Consider the following 17372-nt stretch of genomic DNA (forward strand, 5'->3'; position numbering starts at 1 on the left):
GTCTACCTCGTTTTTTATAATAGAGATATAAAAAGTGAAAGAAGGAAGATAGAATGAGAAAAGTAGAAATAGAAAAAACTTTTGAAATTGAATTATTAACTAATATGAATGAAGTAATAGAATTTCATAATAGACATTATGGAGGACAGATGATTGTATTATCTCTATCAGATATAAAAGAATTGGTTGAAGGAAAATTTTTTGCTTGGTCAACTGGGCAAGGGGAATATTCGGAAGTATTATATTTAGATGAAGAAGTGAAGGAAGTAATTAAGAAAATAGTATAAGGAGAATTTTCATGTCGAAAAAAAATATTATAGATTACAAAGTTAGCCGTCAACTAAAACTTGCATTAGAAGTACTAAATAATCGTATTCTTGAAAAAGAGTATAAAGTTATTGAAAGCCAAGATATTTTATTCAGCATACTAGATGTTTGTGATACAGGTATGGGTTATGCTTTAGGGTATTATTCTTTAACAAAAAGTAAATTGTTAAAGGAGTTTTCTAACGGGAAAGTTATTGATGGAAGAAATCGATCTTCTATAGAAGTTGATGAATTAAATATACTTTCTAGAAGAAGGACAATTAACGATATTATTGTTTCTTCACCAGTAGAAATCATTAAAGAACCGTCTTCTTCATATTACCTTACAGAATGTAATGCTTTTCCAATATCTGAACACTTGAAATCTATTTTTGACTTTGCAGAGGAGATGCGTTTACAAAATTCACCTGATGGTGTTATTGATTCATATTGGATACTAAATGGAATTTCTCAAGAAAGGGAAACAAATGCAAATCAACTTATTTATAAACAATATCTATTAACAGGAAACATTCACACAGAAGAATTTTTACTAGGTGTATTTAAAAATTCTAAGTTTTTATATAAGGATTTTTCTGATGGCAAGCTTGAGAGGGAAAAAGCTTCAAAAATAAAAAAAGAGTCTCAAATTTCTGTTAAGTTATCTAACCCAGATTATTCATTATTAAATGATATTGCTACCGATATAACTTTAAAAGCTAAAAACGGTGAATTGATGGATGTTATTGGACGAGATGAAGAAATTCGTAAAGTAGAGATGGTTCTCACACGTAGAGATAAAAACAACGTTGTTTTATTAGGAGATGGCGGTGTAGGTAAATCGGCAATAGTTGATGGGATAGCAATGCGTATTGCTAAAAATGAGATTGTATCACTTAAAGGGAAGAAAATTTTGCAATTTAGTCTAAACGATTTAAAAGCTAAAATTGGAGGAGTTAGTAGTGAAGGAATTATTAAATTCATTGAAGAGATGAAACGAGAAAAAGATGTAATTTTATTTATTGATGAGATTCATATGTTAGGAAGGGTTAAACATATAATGGATGCATTTAAACCTTTAATGGCACGTGGAGATTTTCGAATTATTGGTGCTACAACACCAATGGAATGGAAATTATATATCTCAAGTGATACTGCACTAGTCAGACGTTTTGAAAAAGTAATAGTAGATGAACCAAGTATTGAAGAAACTATCAATATTGTTAAAAATGTATCGTCAGTATATGAAAATTTTCATCGCGTAAATTTTGAGGAGGATACTATTGAGTTAGCGGTAAGATTAGCTAAGAAATATCTAAAGGGAGAGAAACTGCCAGATTCTGCCTTTACAGTAATCGATAATGCAGCGGCTTTAGCTCGAATTGAAGCGAATCAAGACATTGTTATGATTAGAGATTACAGAAATGAAGTAAATAAATTAAAGAAACAACTAAAAGAAGCGGAATCTATAGAATATAATGAAGCTGCTGTTGATGATATAAGAAAAAGACTTGAACTTAAAGTTAGAGATTTTCAAAAAGAACGCAATAATTTAACTTTTAATAATTATGAATTTAAAATTACAAAGGAAGATATAAAAAAAGCAGTAGAGCAAAAAGTCGGTGTTAAAATTAGAGAGCAAGATTTGAAAGTTGGTAAAGATGCAGATGAGGAAGAATTAAGTAGAATTTCTAATTTGAAGAGTATCTTAGCAACAAAAGTTATTGGACAAATGGAGGCTACAAATACCATAGCAGAGGCTGTTATTCGTTCAAAAACAGGATTTAGAAATCCTAAACGTCCTATTGGAGTTTTCTTATTTTTAGGTACTAGTGGAGTCGGAAAAACAGAAACAGCGAAAGTATTATCGGAAGAATTAACAGGTTCAGTTGATGATCTTATTCGTTTAGATATGTCGGAGTATCAACAAGAACATGAAGTAGCAAAATTAATAGGTGCTCCTCCTGGTTATGTAGGTTATAGAAATGGAGGTATTTTGACAAGGGCTGTAAAAAATAATCCAAAATCTGTTGTATTGTTAGATGAGATTGAAAAAGCACATCCTAGAATATATGATTTAATGTTACAAGTTTTTGATGATGGAATTTTAACAGATGGTATGGGTGAAAGAGTAGATTTTACAAATACAATTATTATATTAACTTCAAATTTAGGTTCAAATTTAATTAGAGAGGAGAAGAAAGTTGGCTTTACAAAATATGGAATGGAACAGATAATTCAAGAAAAAACCATGAGAGCAATTAAAAATTTTTTCCGTCCAGAATTATTAAATCGTATAGATGAAATCGTAACCTTTAAATCCTTCACAGAAGAGTCAATATTTAAAATTACTAGCTTATTACTTGAAAAAGAAGTAGAAATCATTAAGGAAAGTGGCTATGAATTGAAGTTTACGAAGGAGGCAGTTAGATTTCTTGTTAAAACAACTTATGATTCAGAAAAAGGAGCCCGAGCAATTCGGCGAGGAATTACTAAGCTAATAGAGACACCTTTATCAGAGTTGATTATCAATAATTGTATTAATAAAGGAGATAAGGTAGTTATAGATTCCGACGGATTTGAATTGTTATTTGAAGTTGTTAAGTAAAGGAGGATAATTATGGGACTTTCTTATGGACCAAAGTATACGTGGACAAATCACTTTGAAAAAAGAGCTCAAGAACGTTTTGGAGTAAATGAGGAACGACTATCAAAGTGGATTGGTAGACAAATCGGGAGTCTAACAGTTTATGATTCTAATGTAGAGCAACGACCTGAAGAAAGAAAATATATTTCTGACTATGGAGTTATTTTTGTATGTAATACAGTTGAACAAAAATTTATCACTTGTTATGAAGCGAAAGATATAATTTTAGAAGGGAAGAAGGTAACAATTCATGATTATAATGTAGATTTATTTAGGGATGAAGTAGAAAATCTAGCAAGAAAATATTGCTTAAAAGATGCTAAGGAAATGTTATGTAGTGTAGAGGATCATCTACATAAGTTTCAGGAAATTTCTCAAAAATTAATCTCAGGAAGATTGACAAATTATAACTATAATCTTATTACTAACTTAATTGATGAGTTTCATGTAATTAAGTCTGCAATGAGAGTTATAGAAACAAAACGTGGTGATTTTAAAATTTAATTTATACATTTGAGTTTTCTAATGGCTATTTTAAATCTGGTATTTGAAAAGAAATATACATTAGTTTGCTAATATGTTATAATTATAAAAAAATAAAATGGATGTAATCTTTTTAAGGAGAAAAAATTAATGAAGGATTTTAAAAGTATTTATCAAGAAGAATATGAAAAACTTAATAAACAACAGAAACAAGCAGTCGATTCAGTAGAAGGTCCAGTGATGGTTATTGCTGGTCCTGGTACAGGGAAAACCCAAATTCTTTCTCGTCGTGTTGCGAATATCTTAACTAATTACCACACAAATCCAGAAGAAATTGTTTGTTTAACATATACAGAAGCAGGTGCATCTGAAATGTTAGATCGACTAGAAGGATTGATTGGAGAAGATGGACGCAAAGTAAGAGTATCGACTATCCACGCTTTTTGTAGTGAGTTGATTTTAGCGAACTCTAAGTTATTTGGTGAAGAGTCTAAAATTATCACGACTGCAGCTAAGTATGAGATACTTAAAGAGATTATGGATGAGTATATTACAGAAGATAGTCCGTTTTATAAGAATTCTGGCAATCGTTATTCTTCTAAAGACCAGTTATTAGAACTTTTTACAAAAATAAAACGTGAGAATATAGATAAAGATGACTTTAAAATAAAGGTAGATGAATACTTTAAAATGATTGATTTATCTGTACCTGGAGAAGAATTGTATAAAAAATTCAAGTATGCTAAAAAGTTTAAAGAAAAAAAACCAGGTGATTTTAAAGCTGAGTATGATAAAGAACAACAAAGAATGAAAAAATTACTTGCTGGGGTTGAAATAGTTGATAAATATAAAAAAGAAATTGATAAGCATAATTATTTTGACTTTGATGATATGATTCTATGGGTCATTAAAAAATTAGAAGAAGATAATGATTTTCAAAGTAGTGTATCTAATTCTATAAAATATTTATTCGTTGATGAATTTCAGGATACTTCGATTGTTCAGAATAAACTTGTAGATTTATTAGTAAAAGGGAAATCTAGTCCAAATATTTTTGTTGTCGGAGATGATGATCAAAGTATTTATAGTTTTCAAGATGTTAGTGCAAATAATATTCGAGATTTTGATAAGAAGTATCATCCTAGAAAAATAGTTCTTGAAGAAAATTATAGATCTTCCCAGGCTATCATTGCTGCTTCAAGGCAACTAATCAGTTATAATTCAAGAGAAGAGAAAGTTCTTGTTGCGGCTGGTGATAACAAGTATTATAACTATCAATTACCTATCTTGAAATGTTATCCAGATTCAGAAGCTGAAATGTTTGGTGTACTGAGTGAGATTAAAGATCTCATTTATTCGGGTGTATCTCCTCATGAAATTGGAGTTATATACGGAAGAAATTCCTATGGAGAGGAGTTTGCAAAAATTCTTCGTGATAATGGTATTTTCGTTCAAATAAAAGAAAAACAGAATTTATTTGCGGATCCCTTCTTTAAAAAAGTATTATCTATTTTAAAATATATTTGCCAAAATTCGAGTGATGTTAGGCAGTTACGCAAAATTATATATTTTGATTTCTTTGAAGTAGAATTATCTGAAATTGCAACAATACGGAATCTTAAGAAGGATGAAAAAATTTCAATTCCTGTTATTGCAGAAATTGATAAAAAATTAGAAACTATTCGTAGCAAGGTTAGTAATTCAGAAATATATTTATCGCCCATGGATGTTCTAAGCTATTTATTGAAATCTTTAAAGATTGATGAATATATCATGAAATCTAAAGAAAAATATCACTTAGTTTCTGTTTTAAATGAACTTAATAAATTGATGTTAACTGAATGTCAAATCTATCCCAAATTGACTATAAAGGAATTTTTAAATAAAATATCAGCTCTGCAAGAAATGAAAATTAATCTTCCAATTGAAACTATTTCAGCCTCTCCAAGTAACTGTGTTCAATTAATGACTGCTCATGCTTCCAAAGGATTAGAGTTTGATCATGTATTTATGATGAAGTGTAATGATGGAAAGACAACTGAAAAATGGCCAGGAGGTGAAAATAAATCTGATAAGCTTACTTATCCACCAGGTTTAGTTTTGGAGGATGAGAATGAAAAAATTCTAAAAATAGAAGAAAATCGTCGCTTATTTTATGTTGCTATGACTCGGGCAAAGAAGGCTCTTCATCTCTCATACTCCAAGGATTTCCCTAAAACTCACTTTATTAATGATTTATCGGGTATTATTGATGAAGTTGAAGTAGCTGAGTTACCCAAAAAAACCCAATTTAAGGAAGAAGTAGTTATATCAAAATTGCCTAAGTATATTATTGACGAGATAATGGGCGGTTTTAGTCTAAGTGTTAGTACGTTAAATGCTTTTCTTAAATGCCCTTTGAGCTTTTATTTCAACAAGGGATTAAAAATGCAATCTGAAACGAACGAGGCTATGATCTTTGGCAGTATAATTCATGAAGTCTTGGAAAAAATATTTATATCTAAGGATGCTTCTCATAGTTCAGAATTAACAGAAAAAACGGTTCTATCTTTAAAGGAAGCTTTAAAATTATTTGAAACAATATTTGAAGAAAAATCATGGCAATTCACTTCAAATAGAATAAAGAGAGATAATTACGGTAGAGGTAGAAAGATAATTGAAAACCTTTATAATAAACCTGGGTATTTCAAAGAAAGTGTAATTGCAGTTGAACACGATATTAAGGGTGTTAAGTTAGGGGATATATTAGATAATTTAGAAGATTTATCTAATATGGAGTTAAATGGAAAAATTGATAAAATTGAGTGTGAGGATGATATAATCCGATTAATTGACTATAAGACAGGAAACGCAAAAAATGCTAAAGAAAAATTAGCAGAACCAAACGAAAAAGAACCGATTGGTGGAGATTATTGGCGTCAAGCAGTTTTTTATTATATACTTTTTACAAATTCTGGTTTTGATATATCAGATAAAAAAGTGGTAGTTAAGTATGTATTTATTGAGGATTCAGATACAGAAGAGGGATTTACTGAGACACCAGATATTTTAATTTCTAAAAGAGATATAGATTTAGTCTTGAAACTAGTAAAAGATGCTTTTATAAAATTAAAGAATGGTGATTTTAATAAGGGATGTGGAATTGTAAAAAAACAGAGTCAAGTTTATCCTTGTGAGCACTGTATTCGAGTATTAGATAATACATTTCCTAAATTTGATAATATCAAAGAATTTGAGGTTGCCACATATATAAAATCGCTAAATAAATACAAAAGTTTAAGTGTAAGTAAATTGAATAAGTTTTTAAATTGTCAGAAAAGTTTTTACTTTGATAATGTTCTCCAATTGACGATTCCAGCAGGTTTAGCTACTAACTCTAATGAAAAAAAATCGAAAAGCACTTCAAGAAACGTTTCGACTGGTCCTGTTTTTGGTATAGTTATTCATAAAACACTTGAAAAAATTTATAAAGATGACCTACAACTAGAAGAAGCACTTAATTACTACAATAATTCTCTACAACACCACCAAGAAGAAATTAGTGGTGTAGTGTCTGTAAACGAATTAAGAGAATATGGTCAACAACTACTTAAGAATCTTTACGAGAACTATATCCCTAATAGTTTAAAAGGTGAAAATGTTAGTTTAGAGAAAGAGATTAATGTTAGGTTAGAAGGAAATTACTTAATTAATGGTATTATAGATAAATTAGAATATGATAATGATATAATCAGAGTAGTAGATTATAAGACAGGTTCAGCAGAACGAGGATTAGAAGAACTTGTGTTTGGTCGTAGTTATTGGCGTCAAGCCGTATTTTATACTATTTTATTAGAGTACTCGACTGAAATAGATACAAAGAATAAAAAAATTGAAATCCAATATATATTTCTTGATGATACAACTGACGATAGAGGTTACTCAATCCATACAGTAAATGTTACAAAAAAAGATATGGATATAGTTCTTTCACAAATTCATAACTTTTGGAAACTTTTAAATGCAGCTGATTTTAAAGACGGCTGTAATAAAGATGGCTGTGACTATTGTCGTTTAGCTAAGTTTGTTGATTTTAAATTGCTGAAAGGAAACTTAGCTAAAAAACAGAAATAAAATAATAGGGTAATTATCTTGTTTTTATAAAAATAATTTTAAAACCAATTTGAATAGTAGAATGAGTAATAGCAGCTATACTTATAATAGTAATGTATAATTTATATTTCTTGAGTTTATATATTAATATTAACATATAAAATTTACAGGGTTTTATTCACAATCTTCAGAGAAACCTTATTTTTAAAGTATCTATAATGTTATATACAGACCTAAAATAATATAAAATACTTTAGATACTCTTTAAAATAAATTAGAAGTTAAACCTACAGGCTGGATAAAATTTTCTTTCTTGTAGGTTTTTCTATACAAAATATAGTCTAGTATAATTATCTATGGTATAATTAAAAAATATAATAAATAATGATAAGGGAAAGATATTTATGAACGAGAGAGAATTGAAGGTAGGATTCCTTACATTACAGCAACAGCGAACAATAATGGAATAGGGTATTTTATTTCTAATAAAAATACAACATTGCAAGAAAAATGTATATCGGTTAACCGTAATGGTTCGGTAGGATATTCGTTTTATCACTCATATTCTGCACTTTTTGGAAATGATACTAGAAAACTAATTCCAAAATACAGTGATGACTATGTGGCGAAATTTATCTCATTTATGATTTCTAGTCAAAAAGAAAAGTATGGGTATGGTTATAAGGTGGGAACAGCACGCTTGAAACGTCAGAAAATATTATTACCTATAAATAAAGATGAATCTATAAATTATGATTTTATGAAGAAATATATATTAATTCAAGAGATAATTTCTATATATTCAATTTTAGATTGTTATAGATAAAATTAGTATATGTACTAAATTAAACTAAAGAGCACTTTTCTAATTATAGAGTAGTGCTCTTTAGTTTATGAATATATTTTGTCGAATACATTTTTTCTTAATTTTCTTGTTGCAAGGATCAACAGTACAATTAATATTAGAGAATATATTATTCCTACTATATTTGCTGATGATGGCAGCATAGCAATTAAGAAAAATGTCACGACATTAAGTAGTACCAACAGGAAAATAGCTCCGAAAGCTAAAATAGTTAATAGTACCTGATTTATTGAACTGCGATTAGCTAGATCAGTGATAGTGTTCCAATTTAGATATAATTTTTTATAGTCGCTTGTATAACTATAGAATGAAAAGACAAGACTTGAAATAATATAAGATATTATTGTTACAATTGCTAATAAGATTGGTGTTTTAGTTATAAATAACATCATAATCAGAGCAAATAATCCAAAGCAAAGTTGTAAACAAGTGGCGATTGCTAATTTGATTTTTAGGTATTTTTTAAAATCTAATGGAAGAGATTTTAAAAAATAGTAATCTTGTTTTTCTAGTGATATTGCTATACTTGTAAAATTCATAGGATTAGAATTAATGTACAATGCTAATGTAAATCCTATAGTCATAGCCACTGGGTAGAATATAGGTGGTAGTGTAATACCTCCGTGTTTTCTAATTTCTATAATCGGAATTACAAATATACCAAGTGTAATTATAAGATTAGTAAATACAGTTGTGGAAATTGTACTGTTTAACAATAATTTTAAATTTCTCTTAATTAATTTAGAAAATAGTGTAGTTGATGTACTATTAGTATTTTCTTTGATTTTTACAGCTTTAGAACTAGATGTGTATGTATTACCAGATATTCTATATAAGTCTTTCATATATTTTCTTATTACAAATATATATGTAGTAAAGAAAGAAATAAGTGCTAAGATAATAACTACTATTAAGTAAGTATAAGTCTTAGAAATATCTAATACGAGTATATTTAAAAATAAATCTCCTGAATAATCAGAATCAAAACTTTTAAAAGTATGAGCAAAATTAAATATGTATCCTGTGAAGAATATCAACGCAATTAATATTGTAGCTGCATTAACTTTCCCTTTATTCTTCTTAAAATTTGGGATATAAGTAATAAATGAAAGTAGTGTCATAATAGAACATATTAAAGTAATGATAAATGCAAAACTATATACTAATACGAAGAAAAGTTTTTGAATTGAAAACTCTGCATTTAATCCAATAATTAAGTTTATAACTATTAAAGGAGTAAAATTACTAATAACTTGTGAAAGTAGAGTAAACAATTTACTAAAAAATATTTCAGATCCTGTAACAGGTAAGTGAATAATTGCTAATGTATCATCACTTTCGTAAAACATATTGATAAAATTATTTAAAATCTGAATAAACACTAATAATAAAATAAAGAAAAGTATATTTCGATATCCCGATCCAGAAAAGTTAAAACCACGAGAAAATATTGAAAATAAAAATAAAATATGTAAGAAATTGAAAAAATTAAGCATTAAAACATTTCTAAAAAGATTATGTCTTATATCGCTCTTTCCACTGAATTTTTTTCTGTATTTTATTCTTTGAGGTGAAAAACTATAAAGAAGATTCGTTAAGAATAACTCTTTTATTACACTAAATCTCATATTTAATCACCACCTAAAATATTTGAATTTGAATTTTTTACTATATTAAGATAAATTTCTTCTAAATTATCTCCCTCAAATTGTTCTTTAAGCTCGTTAAGTGTACCGATAAAAACTAGTTTTCCTTTGCTGAGGATACCTATTCTATCGCACAGATGTTCAGCGACCTCCAAGACATGAGTAGAGAATAAGACACTATTTCCTTTTGAAGCGTGCTCTTTCATTAAGTTTTTCAAGTCAAATGCAGCTTGTGGATCTAATCCAGTCATCGGTTCATCCATAATCCAGAATTTAGGTTCTGATAATAGGGCACCAATTACGAATACTTTTTGTCGCATACCGTGAGAAAAAGAACTAATTTCTTGATGTTCAACTCCTGCCATATTAAATAATTTGCAGTACCTATTAAGAATATCATCTCTTGTTTTATTATCAATTTCATATATGCTAGCGACTAAAGACCAATATTCAAAGGCTGATAATGTAAGAAACATATCAGGAGTATCGGGAACATAGCCAATTTGTTTTTTACATTCTAATCTATTATTTTTTAAAAGTAGGTCATTGAAGTAAATCTCTCCTGAAGTAGGTTCTAATATACTAACTAGAGATTTGATTGTAGTAGACTTACCAGCTCCATTATGCCCGATAAGTCCGAATATTTCTCCATCATTGATTGTAAAACTTAAATCATCAACAGCACACTTTGTATCAAATTTTACGGTAAGATTTTTAATGTTTATCATAAGTATCCCTCCAATGTTATCTATAGCTATATTATACTTGAAATCGATTTATTCAACAAGAGGGATGGATAAATTATTTCTATAAATTATGATAATAGAAATATATATAAAATATAATTTTGTAGTTCGTATGTGGAACACCTGGAAAAGTGAGCTAAAACTCTATATATGATACACCTGGAAGTGTTTATTTATAAGTTAAAAATGATACACCTGGATAAGTGTGAAAATAGAATGTGATAATGACAAGTAAAAAAGATATAAAAAAATTTTAAAAAAGTGTTGACAAGAAAAAATAAAAGTGGTATTATTTAGTACGTGAGTGTTACGGCACTCTGTGTAAAGCCACTAAGGCTTATAAAAAATTTAAAAATGTGATACACCTGGATAGGTGATTCACAAATAAACAGGGAAGGAGGAAATCAGGAAAATGCCAACTATTAACCAATTAGTTCGTAAACCTCGTAAATCAAAAGTATCGAAATCAGATTCACCAGCACTTAACAAAGGTTACAACTCTCAAAGAAAGAAAGAAACTAACATTTCTTCACCACAAAAACGTGGAGTTTGTACTCGTGTTGGGACTATGACACCTAAAAAACCTAACTCAGCTTTACGTAAATATGCACGTGTTCGTTTATCAAACCAAATCGAAGTAACAGCATATATCCCAGGTATCGGACACAACCTACAAGAACACAGTGTTGTACTTATTCGTGGAGGACGTGTAAAAGACTTACCAGGGGTACGTTACCACATCATCCGTGGAGCTTTAGATACTGCAGGAGTTAACGACCGTAAACAAGGACGTTCACTATACGGTGCTAAAAGACCAAAAGAGAAAAAATAATAAAAGATAAAATTTGATAAAAAGAATTCGTGAAAGGAGGCAGACACTATGCCACGTAAAGGTCCAGTTGCAAAACGTGACGTTTTGCCAGATCCAATTTATAACTCAAAATTAGTTACAAAATTGATTAACAAATTAATGCTAGATGGGAAACGCGGTACAGCACAAAGAATTTTATATTCTGCGTTTGATTTAATTAAAGAAAAATCAGGACGTGATGCTATGGAAGTTTTCGAAGAAGCATTAAACAACATTATGCCTGTGCTTGAAGTTCGTGCTCGTCGTGTTGGTGGTTCTAACTACCAAGTACCAGTAGAAGTACGTGCTGAAAGAAGAACTACATTAGGTCTACGTTGGTTAGTTAACTATTCTCGTTTAAGAGGAGAAAAAACTATGGAACAACGTTTAGCTAATGAAATTTTAGACGCAGCAAATAACACTGGTTCAGCTGTTAAGAAACGTGAAGATACTCACAAAATGGCTGAAGCTAACAAAGCATTTGCTCACTATCGTTGGTAATTATAGGGTGAATATCAAGCTATTTCATAGCTTGAGTTTTTCACTATAAAAGACAAATTACTAAAATCATTTAAAAAATTATGAAAGGAGAAAATTGACTCATGACTAGAGCATTTTCTTTAAAAGATACTCGTAACATCGGTATCATGGCTCATATCGACGCAGGTAAAACTACTGCAACAGAGCGTATTTTGTTCTACACTGGGAAAATCCACAAAATTGGAGATACTCACGATGGTAACTCACAAATGGACTGGATGGAACAAGAACAAGAACGTGGTATTACAATCACATCTGCTGCAACAACTGCTGAGTGGAAAAAACACCGTATCAACATCATTGATACACCGGGACACGTAGACTTCACAGTTGAAGTTGAACGTTCACTTCGTGTACTTGATGGATCAGTAGCAGTATTAGATGCACAATCAGGTGTTGAACCACAAACAGAAACAGTTTGGCGTCAAGCTACAACTTATGGAGTTCCTCGTATTGTATTTGTTAACAAAATGGATAAAACAGGAGCAGACTTCTTATACTCTGTAGGAACAATCCACGACAGATTACAAGCTAACGCGCACCCAATCCAACTTCCAATCGGAGCTGAAGATTTATTCGAAGGTGTAATTGACCTAGTTGAAATGAAAGCTATCTACAACGAAGGAAGCGTTGGGGAAAATCTTGTTGTAAAAGAAATCCCAGCTGACTATCAAGATCAAGCTGAAGAATACCGTGAAAAACTTATCGAAGCTGTTGCAGAATTTGATGAAAACTTCATGGAAAAATACTTAGGTGGAGAAGAAATTACAATTGACGAGCTTAAAGCTGTAATCCGTAAAGCTACTTTATCAGTAGAATTCTTCCCTGTAGTATGTGGATCTGCATTCAAATATAAAGGTGTACAACCAATGCTAGATGCAGTAGTTGACTACTTACCATCTCCATTAGATGTACCAGCAATTAAAGGTATTGATCCAAACACTGATGAAGAAACAGAAAGACACTCTTCAGATGAAGAGCCATTCTCAGCCCTAGCTTTCAAAGTTATGACTGACCCATTCGTAGGGAAACTTACTTTCTTCCGTGTGTACTCAGGTATTTTATCATCTGGTTCATACGTTAAAAACTCAACTAAAGGTAAACGTGAACGTGTAGGACGTATCCTACAAATGCACGCTAACACTCGTAACGAAATCGCTGAAGTTTATGCTGGTGATATCGCTGCAGCTGTTGGTCTTAAAGATACTACTACTGGGGACACACTTTGTGACGAGAAAAACGAAGTTATTCTTGAATCAATGGAATTCCCAGAACCAGTTATCCAACTTTCAGTTGAACCAAAATCAAAAGCTGACCAAGATAAAATGTCTACAGCTTTACAAAAATTACAAGAAGAAGACCCAACATTCCGTGCTGGAACTGACGAAGAAACTGGACAAGTTATCATCGCAGGTATGGGTGAGCTTCACTTAGACATCATCGTTGACCGTATGCGTCGTGAATTTAAAGTTGAATGTACAGTAGGTGCTCCAATGGTATCTTACCGTGAAACATTCAAACAATCTGCACAAGTACAAGGTAAATTCACTCGTCAATCTGGTGGACGTGGACAATACGGGGACGTATGGATTGAGTTCACTCCAAATGAGCCAGGTGCAGGATTTGAATTCGAAAATGCTATCGTTGGTGGGGTAGTTCCTCGTGAATACATCCCAGCAGTAGAAGCAGGATTAAAAGACTCTATGGCAAACGGGGTATTAGCTGGATACGAATTAATCGACGTTAAAGCTAAATTATTCGATGGATCATACCACGATGTTGACTCATCTGAAATGGCGTTCAAAGTTGCTGCATCATTAGCTCTTAAAGAAGCTGCTAAAAAATGTAACCCAGTAATTTTAGAACCAATCATGAAAGTTGAAGTTGTTATGCCTGAAGAATACTTAGGAGACATCATGGGAGATATCACTTCACGTCGTGGACGTGTTGAAGGTATGGAAGCTCGTGGTAACGCTCAAGTAGTAAGTGCTTCAGTACCATTATCTGAAATGTTCGGATATGCAACTTCTCTACGTTCTGCAACTCAAGGACGTGGTACTTACTCAATGGTATTTGATCACTACGAAGAAGTACCTAAATCAATTTCTGAAGAAATTATCAAAAAAAATAAAGGATAATAAAAATTATTCTTTATAGTTGCAATTTTTGTTGTAACATTATAAAATATAGTTATCATAGAAATGCTATGTGACTAATTATTAAAAAATAAAATTTTATTAACTTGAAGGAGACATTTTTAAAATGGCAAAAGAAAAATTTGACCGTAGTAAAACACATGCTAACATTGGAACAATTGGTCACGTTGACCACGGTAAAACTACTTTAACAGCAGCTATCGCTACTGTATTAGCAAAAACTTATGGTGGAGAAGCTAAAGACTACGCTTCAATCGATAACGCACCAGAAGAAAGAGAACGTGGTATCACAATCAACACTTCTCACATCGAGTATGAAACTCCAAACCGTCACTACGCACACGTAGACTGCCCAGGACACGCTGACTATGTTAAAAACATGATCACTGGTGCTGCTCAAATGGACGGAGCTATCTTAGTAATCGCTGCTACAGATGGACCAATGGCTCAAACTCGTGAGCACATTCTATTATCTCGTAACGTTGGAGTACCAAAAATCGTTGTATTCTTAAACAAATGTGATATGGTTGATGATGAAGAGTTATTAGAACTAGTTGAAATGGAAGTACGTGAACTATTATCTGAATACGGATTTGATGGAGACGATCTACCAGTAATCAAAGGTTCTGCTCTTAAAGCTCTTGAAGGGGATGCTGATGCAGAAAAAGCTATCATCGAATTAATGGAAACAGTTGACGAGTACATCCCAACTCCAGAACGTGATAACGCTAAACCATTCATGATGCCGGTTGAGGACGTATTCTCAATCACTGGTCGTGGTACAGTTGCTACTGGACGTGTTGAACGTGGACAAGTTAAAGTTGGAGACGTAGTAGAAATCGTTGGATTAACTGAAGAACCAGCTTCAACTACTGTAACAGGTGTTGAAATGTTCCGTAAATTATTAGATTACGCTGAAGCAGGAGATAACATCGGTGCATTATTACGTGGTGTTGCTCGTGAAGATATCGAACGTGGACAAGTTTTAGCAGCTCCTAAAACAATCACTCCACACACTCAATTCGTAGCTGACGTGTACGTATTATCTAAAGAAGAAGGTGGACGTCACACTCCATTCTTCACAAACTACCGTCCTCAATTCTACTTCCGTACTACTGACGTAACTGGTGTAGTTACTTTACCAGAAGGTACTGAAATGGTAATGCCTGGGGATAACGTATCAATCAACGTTGAACTTATTTCTCCAATCGCGATCGAAGAAGGAACTCGTTTCTCAATTCGTGAAGGTGGACGTACTGTAGGTTCAGGTGTTGTAACTTCAATCGTTAAATAATAATTGAATTGAAACACATTAAGCAAGGTGAATTTCACCTTGCTTTTTTTATATACTTAATATTTATTTACATAATGTTCATATTTAATTAGAGATATTTGATAGTTTTAGTACATTATATGTATTAATATTGTATTTTTAATGTAAAATCATTATTTTTTGTAATTTTATTAGAAAATACGTACTATTTTTAATAAATCCTTGCAGAAAAACAGTAAGAGGTGTATAATATGTTTAAAGGTAGTATAGGGGAAAATAATATTGTAAATTCAAATATTTATGTATATTATTAGATATAATCAAAGTTACTCTAGGGATATTGAGTAATATTTTGGAATCGAGGTTAAGAAATTAACTTCGATTTTTTATTAATAAAAAATATAATTGTTTAATGGAGATAAGTTTTAAGTAGTTGTTTAGAAAAATAATTGTATAAAGTATATTAATGTGATATCCTATGTTAGGATAGTCTATAGTATTCTCATTATACCATTTATGAGTAATATATTAACTAATATTTTTAAATAAGGTCAAAATAGTATAGAAAGGAAGAAAATGAAGAATTTAAAGCTTGATGGAACTCAGTTAAAATATATAGCAATAATTGCTATGACAATTGATCATTTAGCATGGCTATTATATCCAGGTTTAGTTAAAGAAACAATACCAGTACTTATGCATATAGTAGGGCGTTTAACAGCACCGATTATGTGGTATTTTATCGCAGAAGGATGTTATTATACAAAAGATATTAGAAAATATTTCTTTAGAATTATGAGCTTTGCTATTATCAGTCACTTTGCTTTTTGCTTTGGTTTAGGAATACCATTTGATATAACTACAGGAAGCATATTTAATAAAACAAGTGTCTTATTCCCATTAGCGATGTCGGTTTTATTAATCGCAATCTTTAGAAGTGAGAAGATAAGCAATACATTAAAGATTTTAGCAATTATTGTTTTCTGTTTATTAACATTTGTAGCGGATTGGTCTGCAATTGCTCTTATGATGCCATTTTTTCTATATAATCATAGAGGTAATAAAAAACAACAAATACTCGACTATGTTATCTGGATAAGTGTTTATGCAGCTATTTATATTATCTTTATAGATGTATTCTATGGAGTATTACAGTTTGCAACTTTACTTTCGTTACCATTATTAATGAGATATGATGGTACTAGAGGAAAACATACTGGTTCTAAGTGGTTCTTCTACTATTATTATCCAATACATTTGGCAATTATAGGTATTTTTAGAATTATATTATATGGAAATATACCATTGGTTTTTTAGAATTAGTGTGGACTTAGCAAATCAAAAAAACATGATTAAATTTAATACAACAAAAACTAATGTAGAGGTTCCTTATTAAGATAAAACTTAATAAGGAACTTTTTATACAGTTCGATATTAATATGTAGTAAAAAAGTATAAGATATAATATGGATATTAAAAATAAACTGTTTTCGAAAGGATAAAATGAATAGTAAAGAAGAAAGAGTTCAATGTCAAAAGTTATGGGCAAGAAATAAATATCTTGTTTTAAGTCACTCAAGTAAAATATATTTAGAGATACGAACGTATTTAAAACAAGAAGAAGTATCCCTGGGTAAAGTGAGTGAGCTTATAAAACAAGCTGTAAGTTTATCTGAAGATAAAGGTCAAGTAACGAATTCTTTTCATCATGTTTGGGGATATTTTAAAAAATATGCGACAAAAGAAGAAAAAAATCATTTTTTTTAAA

13 protein-coding genes are annotated in these 17372 nt (G+C 30.7%); 11 read left to right on the top strand and 2 right to left on the bottom strand.

Annotated elements, in window-relative coordinates; translation table 11 throughout:
* Window positions 1-53: 53 nt before the first annotated feature.
* The 5 genes from RWQ74_RS03525 to RWQ74_RS03545 all read left to right on the top strand — a co-directional run bounded on the left by RWQ74_RS03525 (window position 54) and on the right by RWQ74_RS03545 (window position 8354).
* Window positions 54-287, top strand: coding sequence for a hypothetical protein (locus tag RWQ74_RS03525; protein WP_299324995.1), 234 nt, complete (start codon window positions 54-56; stop codon window positions 285-287).
* 11 nt (window positions 288-298) lie between these two features.
* Complete coding sequence (locus RWQ74_RS03530; protein ID WP_314396841.1) at window positions 299-2914, top strand: ATP-dependent Clp protease ATP-binding subunit; 2616 nt, start codon at window positions 299-301, stop codon at window positions 2912-2914.
* Window positions 2915-2926: 12 nt separating this feature from the next.
* Window positions 2927-3457: a hypothetical protein gene (locus RWQ74_RS03535; RefSeq protein ID WP_314396843.1), complete on the top strand. Its 531-nt coding sequence runs from the start codon at window positions 2927-2929 to the stop codon at window positions 3455-3457.
* A gap of 129 nt (window positions 3458-3586) precedes the next feature.
* Window positions 3587-7549 (top strand): ATP-dependent DNA helicase, encoded by a 3963-nt coding sequence (locus RWQ74_RS03540; RefSeq protein WP_314396845.1) that lies wholly within the window; start codon window positions 3587-3589, stop codon window positions 7547-7549.
* A 397-nt stretch (window positions 7550-7946) separates the two neighbouring features.
* Window positions 7947-8354, top strand: a complete 408-nt coding sequence (locus RWQ74_RS03545; RefSeq protein ID WP_314396883.1) for a restriction endonuclease subunit S — start codon at window positions 7947-7949, stop codon at window positions 8352-8354.
* Window positions 8355-8419: 65 nt separating this feature from the next.
* Here RWQ74_RS03545 and RWQ74_RS03550 read toward each other — a convergent pair whose 3' ends face one another.
* Together RWQ74_RS03550 and RWQ74_RS03555 are read right to left on the bottom strand one after the other, a co-directional pair.
* On the bottom strand, window positions 8420-9742 hold the full coding sequence (locus tag RWQ74_RS03550; RefSeq protein ID WP_314396847.1) for a hypothetical protein: 1323 nt from the start codon (window positions 9740-9742) through the stop codon (window positions 8420-8422).
* Between the two features lie 281 nt (window positions 9743-10023).
* On the bottom strand, window positions 10024-10767 hold the full coding sequence (locus RWQ74_RS03555) for an ABC transporter ATP-binding protein (RefSeq protein ID WP_204641495.1): 744 nt from the start codon (window positions 10765-10767) through the stop codon (window positions 10024-10026).
* Window positions 10768-11197: 430 nt separating this feature from the next.
* On the opposite strand from RWQ74_RS03555, the gene rpsL reads away from it, so the two are divergent.
* The 6 genes from rpsL (at window position 11198) to RWQ74_RS03585 (ending at window position 17371) form a co-directional block, all read left to right on the top strand.
* Window positions 11198-11617, top strand: a complete 420-nt coding sequence (gene rpsL / locus RWQ74_RS03560) for a 30S ribosomal protein S12 (RefSeq protein ID WP_060914140.1) — start codon at window positions 11198-11200, stop codon at window positions 11615-11617.
* Window positions 11618-11665: 48 nt separating this feature from the next.
* Complete coding sequence (gene rpsG / locus RWQ74_RS03565; protein WP_003144697.1) at window positions 11666-12136, top strand: 30S ribosomal protein S7; 471 nt, start codon at window positions 11666-11668, stop codon at window positions 12134-12136.
* Window positions 12137-12237: 101 nt separating this feature from the next.
* Window positions 12238-14313, top strand: a complete 2076-nt coding sequence (fusA, locus tag RWQ74_RS03570) for an elongation factor G (RefSeq protein ID WP_314396851.1) — start codon at window positions 12238-12240, stop codon at window positions 14311-14313.
* Window positions 14314-14437: 124 nt separating this feature from the next.
* Window positions 14438-15625, top strand: a complete 1188-nt coding sequence (gene tuf / locus RWQ74_RS03575; protein WP_314396854.1) for an elongation factor Tu — start codon at window positions 14438-14440, stop codon at window positions 15623-15625.
* Window positions 15626-16180: 555 nt separating this feature from the next.
* Window positions 16181-16921, top strand: a complete 741-nt coding sequence (locus RWQ74_RS03580) for a TraX family protein (protein WP_314396856.1) — start codon at window positions 16181-16183, stop codon at window positions 16919-16921.
* Between the two features lie 186 nt (window positions 16922-17107).
* Window positions 17108-17371, top strand: coding sequence for a DUF1722 domain-containing protein (locus tag RWQ74_RS03585; RefSeq protein ID WP_314396858.1), 264 nt, complete (start codon window positions 17108-17110; stop codon window positions 17369-17371).
* Window position 17372 lies beyond the last annotated feature (1 nt).

Origin of the sequence: uncultured Gemella sp., assembly GCF_963525165.1 — a bacterium.
GTDB lineage: Bacteria > Bacillota > Bacilli > Staphylococcales > Gemellaceae > Gemella.

Coding starts and splice junctions, on each gene's coding strand:
- RWQ74_RS03525 (WP_299324995.1), top strand. CDS start 54: ATGAGAAAAGTAGAAATAGAAAAAACTTTTGAAATTGAATTATTAACT.
- RWQ74_RS03530 (WP_314396841.1), top strand. CDS start 299: ATGTCGAAAAAAAATATTATAGATTACAAAGTTAGCCGTCAACTAAAA.
- RWQ74_RS03535 (WP_314396843.1), top strand. CDS start 2,927: ATGGGACTTTCTTATGGACCAAAGTATACGTGGACAAATCACTTTGAA.
- RWQ74_RS03540 (WP_314396845.1), top strand. CDS start 3,587: ATGAAGGATTTTAAAAGTATTTATCAAGAAGAATATGAAAAACTTAAT.
- RWQ74_RS03550 (WP_314396847.1), bottom strand. CDS start 9,742: ATGTTTTACGAAAGTGATGATACATTAGCAATTATTCACTTACCTGTT.
- RWQ74_RS03555 (WP_204641495.1), bottom strand. CDS start 10,767: ATGATAAACATTAAAAATCTTACCGTAAAATTTGATACAAAGTGTGCT.
- rpsL (WP_060914140.1), top strand. CDS start 11,198: ATGCCAACTATTAACCAATTAGTTCGTAAACCTCGTAAATCAAAAGTA.
- rpsG (WP_003144697.1), top strand. CDS start 11,666: ATGCCACGTAAAGGTCCAGTTGCAAAACGTGACGTTTTGCCAGATCCA.
- fusA (WP_314396851.1), top strand. CDS start 12,238: ATGACTAGAGCATTTTCTTTAAAAGATACTCGTAACATCGGTATCATG.
- tuf (WP_314396854.1), top strand. CDS start 14,438: ATGGCAAAAGAAAAATTTGACCGTAGTAAAACACATGCTAACATTGGA.
- RWQ74_RS03580 (WP_314396856.1), top strand. CDS start 16,181: ATGAAGAATTTAAAGCTTGATGGAACTCAGTTAAAATATATAGCAATA.
- RWQ74_RS03585 (WP_314396858.1), top strand. CDS start 17,108: ATGAATAGTAAAGAAGAAAGAGTTCAATGTCAAAAGTTATGGGCAAGA.